At 68.0% G+C, this 10,674-nt stretch carries 10 protein-coding genes and 1 pseudogene; 6 read left to right on the forward strand and 5 right to left on the reverse strand.

Annotated features, from left to right (window positions below; translation table 11 throughout):
* Nucleotides 1-17: 17 nt before the first annotated feature.
* Genes fliM through fliR form a run of 6 tightly spaced genes read left to right on the forward strand, consistent with a single transcriptional unit; the run spans nucleotide 18 to nucleotide 3,805 of the window.
* Nucleotides 18-1,019, forward strand: coding sequence for a flagellar motor switch protein FliM (gene fliM / locus FB547_RS21535; protein WP_124956755.1), 1,002 nt, complete (start codon nucleotides 18-20; stop codon nucleotides 1,017-1,019).
* Complete coding sequence (fliN, locus tag FB547_RS21540; protein WP_015866950.1) at nucleotides 1,012-1,479, forward strand: flagellar motor switch protein FliN; 468 nt, start codon at nucleotides 1,012-1,014, stop codon at nucleotides 1,477-1,479. Before fliM ends, fliN begins: the two co-directional genes overlap by 8 nt.
* Nucleotides 1,476-1,961 (forward strand): flagellar biosynthetic protein FliO, encoded by a 486-nt coding sequence (fliO, locus tag FB547_RS21545; protein ID WP_145745717.1) that lies wholly within the window; start codon nucleotides 1,476-1,478, stop codon nucleotides 1,959-1,961. Before fliN ends, fliO begins: the two co-directional genes overlap by 4 nt.
* Entirely contained in the window at nucleotides 1,958-2,719 is a 762-nt protein-coding gene (gene fliP / locus FB547_RS21550; RefSeq protein WP_145745718.1) for a flagellar type III secretion system pore protein FliP, read from the forward strand. The genes fliO and fliP overlap by 4 nt, the downstream gene beginning before the upstream one ends.
* Nucleotides 2,720-2,728: 9 nt before the next feature.
* Nucleotides 2,729-2,998, forward strand: a complete 270-nt coding sequence (gene fliQ, locus FB547_RS21555) for a flagellar biosynthesis protein FliQ (RefSeq protein WP_015866953.1) — start codon at nucleotides 2,729-2,731, stop codon at nucleotides 2,996-2,998.
* A gap of 12 nt (nucleotides 2,999-3,010) precedes the next feature.
* Nucleotides 3,011-3,805: a flagellar biosynthetic protein FliR gene (fliR, locus tag FB547_RS21560; RefSeq protein WP_145745719.1), complete on the forward strand. Its 795-nt coding sequence runs from the start codon at nucleotides 3,011-3,013 to the stop codon at nucleotides 3,803-3,805.
* A gap of 18 nt (nucleotides 3,806-3,823) precedes the next feature.
* Here the strand turns inward: fliR and flgL are convergent, their stop codons facing one another.
* The 5 genes and pseudogenes from flgL to FB547_RS21585 form a co-directional block, all read right to left on the reverse strand.
* Entirely contained in the window at nucleotides 3,824-5,032 is a 1,209-nt protein-coding gene (gene flgL, locus FB547_RS21565; protein ID WP_145745720.1) for a flagellar hook-associated protein FlgL, read from the reverse strand.
* 36 nt (nucleotides 5,033-5,068) lie between these two features.
* Nucleotides 5,069-7,027, reverse strand: a complete 1,959-nt coding sequence (flgK, locus tag FB547_RS21570; protein WP_145745721.1) for a flagellar hook-associated protein FlgK — start codon at nucleotides 7,025-7,027, stop codon at nucleotides 5,069-5,071.
* Between the two features lie 125 nt (nucleotides 7,028-7,152).
* A complete protein-coding gene (locus FB547_RS21575) occupies nucleotides 7,153-8,712 on the reverse strand; it encodes a methyl-accepting chemotaxis protein (RefSeq protein ID WP_145745722.1) in 1,560 nt (519 codons plus the stop codon).
* Between the two features lie 32 nt (nucleotides 8,713-8,744).
* A complete protein-coding gene (locus tag FB547_RS21580) occupies nucleotides 8,745-10,379 on the reverse strand; it encodes a methyl-accepting chemotaxis protein (protein ID WP_261380350.1) in 1,635 nt (544 codons plus the stop codon).
* Nucleotides 10,380-10,431: 52 nt separating this feature from the next.
* A pseudogene (locus FB547_RS21585) lies at nucleotides 10,432-10,674 on the reverse strand (methyl-accepting chemotaxis protein); the annotation flags it as partial.

The following is a 10,674-nucleotide window of genomic DNA, read 5'->3' on the forward strand; positions in this document are numbered from 1 at the left end:
TTCCGGACCGCCGATCCATGGCCTATGAACAAGTGCTCTCCCAGGACGAGGTCGACGCGCTGCTGCAGGGCGTCACCGGCGGCGCGCCCGAGCAGAGCGACGGCGCCGCCGCCCGCACGGACGGCCTGCCGGTGTACGACCTGGGCGCGCCCGACCGCGTGGTGCGCAGCCGCATGCACACGCTGGAGGTCATCAACGAGCGCTTTGCCCGCCACCTGCGCAGCTCGCTGCTGAACTTCATGCGGCGCAGCCCCGACATCTCGGTCGGGCCGGTGCACATCCAGCAGTACGGCGAATTCGTGCGCCACCTGCCGGTGCCGGCCAACATCAACATGCTGCACATGAAGCCGCTGCGCGGCACGGCGCTGTTCGTGTTCGATCCGAAGCTGGTGTTCCTGGTGGTCGACAACCTGTTCGGCAGCGACGGGCGCTACCACGTGCGCGTCGAGGGGCGCGACTTCACGCGCACCGAGCAGCGCATCATCAAGCGGCTCCTGAACCTCACGCTGCAGTGCTATGCCGACGCCTGGCAGCCGGTGTTCCCGCTGAGCTTCGACTACGTGCGCGCCGAGATGCACGGCAAGCTCGCCAACATCGTCGCGCCCAACGAAGTGGTGATCAACACCACGCTGCAGATCGAGTTCGGCCCGGTGGGCGGCTTCCTGCACGTGTGCATTCCCTATTCGATGATCGAGCCGATCCGCGACCTGCTGTCCAACCCGGTGCAGGACGAGATCGAGGTCGACAAGCGCTGGGTGCGCCAGATGTCGCAGCAGATGCAGAGCGCCGACGTGGAGCTCAGCGCCGAATTCATCACGCTGCCCTCGACCATCGGCGAGGTGCTCAAGCTGCAGGTGGGCGACGTGCTGCCCATCGAGCTCCCTTCCTCGATCACCGCGCGCGTGGACGGCATTCCGGTCATGGAATGCGGCTACGGGGTGTCGAACGAACGCTATGCCCTGCGCGTGCTGCAGATGATCTCCCACCAAGACAGCGATCCGAAGAACGACCATGACTGACAACACCCCATCCACCAGCGATGCGGACGACTGGGCCAGCGCGCTGGCCGAACAGACCGCGGCCTCCGCTCCCGCTCCCGCCTTCGCTCCCGCCGCCCCGCCGGCGATCGCTCCCGCTCCCGCACCGGCCGCCGCGCCCGCCGGCAGCCGCGTGTTCCAGCCGCTGCAGGCCATGGCGACCGGCGCCGGCTCGCCCGTGGACGTGGAGCGCATCCTCGACGTGCCGGTGCAGCTCACGGCCGAGCTCGGCCGCACCCGCATCACCATCAAGAGCCTGCTGCAGCTCTCGCAGGGCTCGGTGGTCGAGCTCGACGGCCTGGCCGGCCAGCCGCTGGACGTGCTGATCAACGGCTACCTGATCGCGCAGGGCGAGGTGGTGGTGGTCAACGAGAAGTACGGCATCCGCCTGACCGACATCGTCACGCCCTCCGAGCGCATGCAGAAGCTCGGGCGGTCATGAATCTCCTTGCCAGGCGGCTGCCGCAGGCCGCCGCATCGATTGCGGCTGCCGCATGCTTCGCAGCCCACGCGGCGCTGCCGACCGTGCCCTCGCCCGCCGAGGCGGCGCCGGCCGTCGGCGCCTCCAGCCTGCTGCAGGCCGGCTTCGGCATGTTCGCGGTGCTGGCCCTGATCTTCCTGTGCGCCTGGGCCGCGCGCCGCTTCGGCCTGCAGCGCCTGGGCGGCGGCCAATCGGTGAAGGTGGTCTCCAGCACCATGGTCGGCCAGCGCGAGCGCGTGGTCGTGGTCGAGGTCGGCGGCACCTGGCTGGTGCTGGGCGTTGCGGCCGGCCGGGTCAATGCGCTGCATTCGCTGCCGGCGCAGGCGCTGCCCGCGGCGGCCCCTGCACGCGCAGTGCCCGACGCCCGCCTGGCCGGCGCGGCGGGCCTGTTCGCCCAGAAGCTGCGCGACTCGCTCGGCCTTGCGCAGCGGCCCCACCCATGATGCGCACCGCCCGCCAGCGAAGCCTTGCCGGCTTCGCGCTGATGCTGCTCGCCCTCGCGCTGCCGACGGCGGCTTGGACGCAGGGCCTGCCCGGCCTCACCAGCACGCCCGGCCCGGGCGGCAGCCAGACCTGGTCGCTCAGCGTGCAGACGCTGGTGATGCTGACCTCGCTCAGCTTCCTGCCGGCGCTGCTGCTGAGCATGACGAGCTTCACGCGCATCCTCATCGTGCTGGGCCTGCTGCGCACGGCCATCGGCACGCAGTCGTCGCCGCCCAACCAGATCCTGGTGGGCCTGTCGCTGTTCCTCACCTTCTTCGTGATGGCGCCGGTGTTCGACAAGGTCCACGACGAGGCCTACAAGCCCTTCTCCGAAAACAGGATCACGGCCGAGAAGGCGCTCGAGAAGGGCATTGCGCCCTTCAAGTCCTTCATGCTGAAGCAGACCCGCGAGAACGACCTGGCCCTGTTCGCCAGGCTCGCCAAGATCCCCGACATGCAGGGCCCCGAGGAAGTGCCGCTGCGCATCCTGCTGCCCTCCTTCGTGATCAGCGAGCTGAAGACCGCGTTCCAGATCGGCTTCACGATCTTCATTCCGTTCCTGATCATCGACCTGGTGGTGGCCAGCGTGCTGATGTCGATGGGCATGATGATGGTGCCGCCCGCCTCCATCGCGCTGCCCTTCAAGCTGATGCTGTTCGTCATGGCCGACGGCTGGCAGCTGCTGATCGGCGCACTGGCCGAGAGCTTTTATCTTTAGAGGCGCGCAATGACTCCCGAATCCGTCATGTCCCTGGGCAGCCAGGCCATCCACGTCTCGCTGCTGCTGGGCGCGCCGATGCTGCTGGTGGCGCTCGTGGTGGGCCTGGTCATCAGCATCTTCCAGGCTGCAACGCAGATCAACGAAGCCACGCTGTCCTTCATTCCCAAGCTGCTGGCGGTGTTCGCGGTGCTGGTGCTTGCCGGCCCCTGGATGCTGGCGCAGATGCTCGACTACATCCGCACGCTGTTCTCGAGCATCCCGCAGCTGGTCGCCTGAGCGCGCGCTGACATGCCCGCCATCTTCTCCGTCACCTCGGCGGAGCTGACCGCCTGGCTGACGGCCTTCCTGTGGCCCTTCGTGCGCATGCTGGCGCTGGTGAGCACCGCACCGGTGTTCGGCGAGCCCGGCGTCGCGCGCCAGACCAAGGTGGCTGTTGCCGCGCTGCTGGCGGTGGCCATTGCGCCCACGCTCGGTCCCATGCCCGCGGTGCCGGTGGTCTCCGCGGGCGGCGTGTGGATCATCGTGCAGCAGGTGCTCATCGGCGGTGCCATCGGCTTCGCGATGCGCATGGTGTTCGCGGCCGTGCTGGCCGCGGGCGAGTACATCGGCCTGCAGATGGGCCTGTCCTTCGCGTCCTTCTTCGATCCCATGGCCGGCGGCGCCACCATGGTGATTGCGCGGCTCATGCACATGCTGGCCATTCTTCTCTTCCTGGCGGTGGACGGCCACCTGCTGATGCTCGCGGCGCTGGCCGAGAGCTTCCACACGCTGCCGATCGCCGATGCGCCGCTGGCCGCGCAGGGCTGGATGCTGCTGGTGTCCGGCGGCGGACGGATCTTTGCCAACGGGCTGATGCTGGCGCTGCCGCTGGTGACCGCGCTGCTCACGCTCAACCTTGCGATGGGCATCCTGAACCGGGCTTCGCCGCAGTTCAGCATCTTTGCGGTCGGCTTTCCGCTCACGCTGCTGGCGGGCATCGGCATGCTGCAGCTGCTGATGCCGCAGCTCGGCGCCTTCATGGAGCCGCGCTTTGCCGCCGCGCTGTCTTCGCTGCCCCAGCTGATGCAGGCGCTGCGGCCCTGAGCCGCACGCCGCTCGCATTCACAGGTAGTTGAACAGCGCAATGCTGTGCAGCCGCGCGAAGGTCTGCTGGGTGGCCTGGAGCGAGGTCTGGCGCTGCAGGAATTCCGAGATGGCGCTGGCCGGGTCCAGGTCCACCAGCTCCGAGAGGTAGCCCTTGTCGATCAGGTCGCGCGAGGCGCCGCTGGTGTTGAGCGCGTCGAGCTCGTTCATGCGCGAGCCGACCGACGACATGACCGTGAGCACGTTGTCGTGCGCATTGATGATCTTGACGTTGAAGGTGCTCAGCGCGTTGAGCAGATCGGCCTTCGCCGCGTCGCCGTTGCCGGCCAGCGGCTGCCTGAGCGCAGTGACCAGCTCGCCGATGGCGGCGAACACGTCGGTGCCGGCATTGCGCGCCGTGGCCACCTGGAAGGTGTCGCCGTCGGCCGGCGCGCCGCTCATGGTGATCTGCAGGCCGCCGAACGAGATCGCGGCGCCCGGCACGTAGGCGCCCGATGCGGCCACCACGGGCGGCGTGTCCTGCGTGGCCACCGTGTAGTTGCCGCCGCTGAAGCTGATCACGAAGTCCTTGCCGTAGTTGGCCGCGCTCGCATCGGTCACGCCCACGGCGCCGAAGACGCCGGAGCCGGTGTTGCCGGCACCCGCCGAGCTCACGTAGCCCGCGCCGCCCTGCACCGACTGGAACACGCTGCGTCCGTCGTCCGTGGTCGACATCTGGCGCGACACGTCGATCTGCATCAGGCGCTGGCCCTGGTCGCCCATGTACTGGATGCCGCCGGCCCCCGCCACGAAGGGCTGGCTCGCGCTCTTGAAGCCGGCGAACAGGAACTGGCCGTTGCCGTCGTCGGCATTGGCCACGTTCACCAGCTGGTCCAGGTTGCCCTGCAGCGTGGTGGCCAGCGAGGCGCGGTCGGCGTCCGACAGCGTGCCGTTGCCGGCCTGCACCGCGAGCGTCTTCATGTTCTGCATGATCGAGGTGGCCGACTTCAGCGCGGTCTCTTCCTGCGAGAGCGAGAGCATCGCGCGGCTGCGGCTGGTGGCGTACTGCGCCGACTCCGCCATCGACTGGCTCACGCCCAGCGCACGCGCGGCGGCCACCGGATCGTCGGCAGCCGTCAGGAACTTGGTGCCCGCGGCGAGCTGCTGCTGGATGCGGAACAGCTGCTGCTGCTGCGAACCCAGCGAGCTCATGCTCTGGGCGTAGAAGGATTGGGTGCTGATGCGCATCGCGGCTCCGTAGGTTCTTTTCTAAAGGCGGCCAGCTCAGCCGCGGATGCCCAGGATCGCGTCGAACATGGTCGATGCGGTCTGGATCACCTTGGCATTGGCCTGGTACATCTGCTGGTACATCAGCAGGTTGGCGGTTTCCTCGTCCTGGTTCACGCCCGAGATCGAGTCGCGGCTCGCACGGATCTGGCCCGTCACGCTTTCCTGCGTCTTCTCTGCCACGCGGATTTCCATGGCGCGGTTGCCCACCTCGCTCACCAGCTTGGCGAAGGCACCGTTGAAGGTGGATGTGCCGCCGTCCATCGCGGTCTTGCGCTGCAGCGCGCCAAGCAGCAATGCATTGCTGCCGTCGGATACGCCGCCCGCGTTCTTGCCGATGGTGAAGGTGTCGCCATCGGCGGGCGCGCCGCTGAGCTTGACCTCGATGCCGTCGAAGCGGATGGAGGCGCCCGCGGTGTAGGGCACGGCCGTGCCGGCCGCATAGTTGGTCGATGTGCCATCGGCCAGCGTCACCGTCACGGGGGAGGTGGCCGGAAAGCCCGACAGCGCGTTGGCCGCGGCGTCGTAGGCGAGCGTGACCGTCGCGGCCAGCGGCGTGGCCAGGTAGCCCGCGTCGACCACGGCGGGGCTCAGCGCGCCGGTGCCCTTGTTGCCCACCGCCTTGCCCGTGGCCAGCGGCGATGCGGCGGCCACCTTGGCCGTGTCGCGCACCAGCACGTCCATGTCGCGCGCGCCGCTGCGCGTCGGCTGCACCAGGAAGGAATCGCCGGCCTGCGCGGTACCGCTGGCCACTGCGAGGCTCACGCCGTCGAAGCTGGCGGGAAAGGTGGTGAAGTCGCCCATCGGCTGCTTGTCCGACAGCCGCGTGACGCTGTAGGTGAGCGTGCCCGCCACGTCCTTCACCTGCACCGAATAGTCGCTGGTCGTGAGCTGCGAGGTGTCGCTCACGCTGGCGCCGAGCACCATGTCGCCCGCATTGCGCGCATTGGAGAACACGCCCGGCACGGCCTGCGAGAAGAAGTCGGTGCCCAGCACGCCGTTCAGGTCGACGCCCAGCTTGTGCTGCTCGTTGAACTCGCTGCCCAGCGCCATCGCGAGGCGGCCGACGGCGTTCTGCGTGGTGGTGAGCGTCTCGGCGCGGAAGGCCAGCAGGCCGCCCAGCGAACCGCCGCTGATCACGTCGTCGTTGAGCTCGGACACCGTGCCCGTGAGGCCGACCAGCGCCACTGCCTTGCGCGTGGGATCGGCGGCGGACGAAACCGCCTGCAGCTGCGCGGCCCGGTCGCCCAGCACCAGCGTCTGGCCGTTGCCGATGAAGACGTTGTACTGGCCGCTGTCCTGCTCCAGAACCTTCACGCCCACGATCTTGCCGAGCTCGCTCACCAGCTGGTCGCGCTGGTCCATCAGGTCGTTGGGCGGCTGGCCGCCGGCCATCGCGCTGAGCTGGCTGATCTGCTGGTTCAGGCTCGCGATCTGCTTGGCATAGGTGTTGATCTGCGCGGTGCTGCCTTCGATCTGGTCGTTGACCGAACCGTTCAGGTCGGTGAGGTACTGGTCGGTGGCGCGGAACTTGTTGGCCAGCGTCTGCGCCGCGCTGATGAGCTGCTGGCGCGCCGCCGGGTCGGCCGGCGTGTTGGCCACGCCCTGCACGCTGGCGAAGAAGCTCTGCATCAGCGGCGTGAGGCCCGCGGTCTTGTCGGCCAGCAGCGAGTCGATGCGGTTGATCTGCGATCCGTAGCTCGCGAGCGCGGCGCCCGCGGCTTCGGCACCGTTGAGCTGGGCCGTGAGATAGCCGTCGTAGCTGCGCTGCACCGTGGTGACGCGCGCGCCATTCCCGATGAAACCCGCACCGGTCGTCGTGCCGCCGTTGGACGAGACCAGCGCGGTCTGCCGGCTGTAGCCGGCCGTGTACACATTGGCCGTGTTGTGGGCCGTGGTCATGAGCGCGGATCGCGCGACGCTCAGGCCGGACAGGCCCGTTTGGAACATCGACATGAGGCTTTACCTGTAGAACGTTTTCTTGTTGGCACCGGGCATCGCTTGCGATACCTGCTTCCTGTCTATCGGCAGGCGGCGCGGAAAATGAAGTGCCCGCTGGAACATTTCGGCTGGTTGCGCTTTCACGCGGCGCGCCGGAACACGCTGACCGACTCGACCAGGCTCGCGGCCTGCTCCTGCATCGACTGCGCCGCGGCGGCCGCTTCTTCCACCAGCGCCGCGTTCTGCTGCGTCACCTGGTCCATCTGCGCAATCGCCTGGTTCACCTGTTCGATGCCGGTGCTCTGCTCCTGGCTCGCGGCCGTGATCTCGCCCATGATGTCGGTCACGCGTTTCACGCTGTCCACGATCTCGTCCATCGTGCGCCCCGCCTCGGCCACCTGGCGGCTGCCGGCCTCGACCTTGTCCACCGAGTCGTCGATCAGGCCCTTGATTTCCTTGGCGGCTGCGCCCGAGCGCTGCGCGAGGTTTCTCACCTCGGAAGCGACGACTGCGAAGCCGCGGCCTTGTTCACCCGCTCTTGCAGCTTCCACCGCCGCGTTCAGGGCCAGGATGTTGGTCTGGAACGCGATGCCGTCGATCACGCCGATGATGTCGACGATCTTCTTGGACGAGCTGTTGATGGAGCCCATGGTGTCCACCACCTGGCTCACCACGCCGCCGCCGCGCACCGCCACTTCGGAAGCGGAGACGGCCAGCTGGTTGGCCTGCCGTGCGTTGTCCGCGTTCTGCTTGACGGTGCTCGTGAGTTCTTCCATCGAGGCGGCCGTCTGCTCCAACGAGCTGGCCTGCTCCTCGGTGCGCGAGGACAGGTCCTGGTTGCCCGCCGCAATCTGGGTCGAGGCCGACACCACGCTCGACACGTTGCTGTCCACATCCACCACAACGGCCGAGAAGTTCGCGCTCATCTGGTTCAGCGCGCGAAGCAGGTGGCGCATCTCGTCCTCGGGGCGGATCTCGAACCTCGCAATGCCCCCGGCGGCGATGGCCTGCGCCACCCGCACCGCCTGGTCCATGGGGCGGAAGACCGTGCGGTCGAGGAAGTAGCCGAAGCCCGCCCACGCCAGCGCGCACACCGCGGCACCGGCAGCCCAGTCCTCGGGGCCGACCCAGCCGAAATGGCCGGCAGCGCCGAGCACCAGCATCGATACCGCCGCGGCCGAGGTCGAGCCCAGCACGCGCAGCCGGATGGGCAGGCGGCGCAGGCGGGCCAGCAGGCTCGTCCAGCCGCGCTTGACGACCTCGCCCTGCCGGATCGCCAGGCCCTGGGCATGGCCTTCCCTGAACCTGCGGTAAAGCTGCTCGGCCTGCGCCACGTCCGCGCGATCGGGCTTGCTGCGCACCGACATGTAGCCCTCCACCTCGCCCCTGCGGCGGATCGGCGTCACATTCGCGAGCACCCAGTAGAAGTCCCCGTTCTCGCGCCGGTTCTTGATCACGCCGGTCCAGGGCAGCTCCTGCTTCAGGGTCTCCCACATGTCGGCAAAGGCCTCCGGGGGCATGTCGGGGTGCCGAATCATGTTGTGCGGCTTGCCGATGAGTTGCGCCACGGCATAGCCGCTGGCGGCCACGAAGGCCGGATTGACGTAGGTGATGCGCCCTTTCAGGTCGGTGCGCGACACCAGTGCTGCGTCATCGTCGAGCAGATATTCGTTGGCGGTAACGGGTAGATTGACTCTCATCAGTTCCAGATCGAAGGGTTGTTTTTTTCTCGCTAGGCGAAGGCTGGCTCCGAGGTGCGCAGCGCCAGGCCTGTGCGGGCGTCGCCGGGCAGGCTTGCAGCAGGCGCCAGGTCTCTCCCGGCCTCGAGCCGGAACACGCTGACCGATGCCACCAGGCTCGCGGCCTGCTCCTGCATCGATTGCGCCGCGGCGGCCGCTTCTTCCACCAGCGCCGCGTTCTGCTGCGTCACCTGGTCCATCTGCGCGATCGCCTGGTTCACCTGTTCAATGCCCGTGCTCTGCTCCTGGCTCGCGGCCGTGATCTCGCCCATGATGTCGGTCACGCGTTTCACGCTGTCCACGATCTCGTCCATCGTGCGCCCCGCCTCGGCCACCTGGCGGCTGCCGGCCTCGACCTTGTCCACCGAGTCGTCGATCAGGCCCTTGATTTCCTTGGCGGCTGCGCCCGAGCGCTGCGCGAGGTTTCTCACCTCGGAAGCGACGACTGCGAAGCCGCGGCCTTGTTCACCCGCTCTTGCAGCTTCCACCGCCGCGTTCAGGGCCAGGATGTTGGTCTGGAACGCGATGCCGTCGATCACGCCGATGATGTCGACGATCTTCTTCGAGGAGGCATTGATCGAGGCCATGGTGTCGACCACCTGGCCTACCGCGTTGCCGCCCTTGACGGCCACTTCGGAGGCCGACAAGGCCAGTTGATTCGCTTGCCGCGCGTTGTCGGCGTTCTGCTTGACCGTGCTCGTGAGTTCCTCCATCGAGGCGGCCGTCTGCTCCAGCGAGCTGGCCTGCTCCTCGGTGCGCGAAGACAGGTCCCGGTTGCCGGCTGCGATCTGCTCCGAGGCGGTCGCGATCGTGTCGGTGCCCTGGCGCACCTCGCCGACCACCTTGGCCAGGCTCTCGTTCATGTGCTTCAGCGCCTGCATGAGCTGGCCGGTCTCGTCGCGCGAGTGGGCCTCGATGACCGAGCCGAGGTCGCCATTCGCCACCGTTTCGGCCACCTTCACCGCGCGGCCCAGCGGCTGCGTGACGCTGCGCGCAATCAGGAAGGCGCAGCCCGCGCCGATCACCAGCGTGAGCACCGTGAGCACGATGCGCAGGTTGAAGCCTCGCTCGTTGGCCGCATCGATCGCATGGCTCATGTCGTCGATCGCCTTGCGCTCGAGCGCAAGCAGTTCGAGCACGCGGCTTTCATAGGCCTTGGCGGCCGGCTGGAAGGTGTTCTTGAACACCGCCTCCGCCTCGCCCGGGGTGCCACTGGCCTTGGCCTTCTGCACCGCGTCCTTGGCGGCCTGGTATTTGGCCCGCAGCTCGACGATGGACTTGAAGGTCGACTTCTCGACGTCGGTCACCAGCAGGGCCTCGACCTTGGCCATGGTTTCGCCGCCCTTCTTGACGCTGTCGGAGATGACGTCGGCAAAGGTGATGGGAAGCGTTTCGTCGGTGGTCCGGGCGATCATCGCGGTGCGCGCGATGGCCGAGTAGGTCAGCACGTACCAGTCGGAGATCAGCCGCTCCTTCGCGAGCGGGCTCTGCATCATCTGGCGGGTGGCCTCGGCATTGCTTCGGGCGGTCACCAGGGCGAACGCCGCCGAGACCAGGGTCAGCGCGAGAACCAGGCCGAAGCCGATGGTCAGGCGCGTGCCGATGCGCATGTTGGAAAGGAAGTTCATCTTGGAATACCGGAATACTGAATGGGGGTGAAGGGACGGCGAAGGCGCGGCCTCAGAGGGGCGCCACCTCGGGCGCGTGGTAATGGACAGGGCTGGTTTGCCGCAGGGCGGTGGCGGCCTGGCGCGGCGGGCCGTCCAGCTTGAACACGCTCACGGCCTGCACCAGGCTCGCGGCCTGCTCCTGCATCGACTGTGCCGCAGCGGCCGCTTCTTCCACCAGCGCCGCGTTCTGCTGCGTCACCTGGTCCATCTGCGCGATCGCCTGGTTCACCTGTTCAATGCCCGTGCTCTGCTC

The sequence above is a fragment of the Variovorax beijingensis genome (genome assembly GCF_007828835.1).
In the GTDB taxonomy this organism is placed as follows: domain Bacteria; phylum Pseudomonadota; class Gammaproteobacteria; order Burkholderiales; family Burkholderiaceae_C; genus Variovorax; species Variovorax beijingensis_A.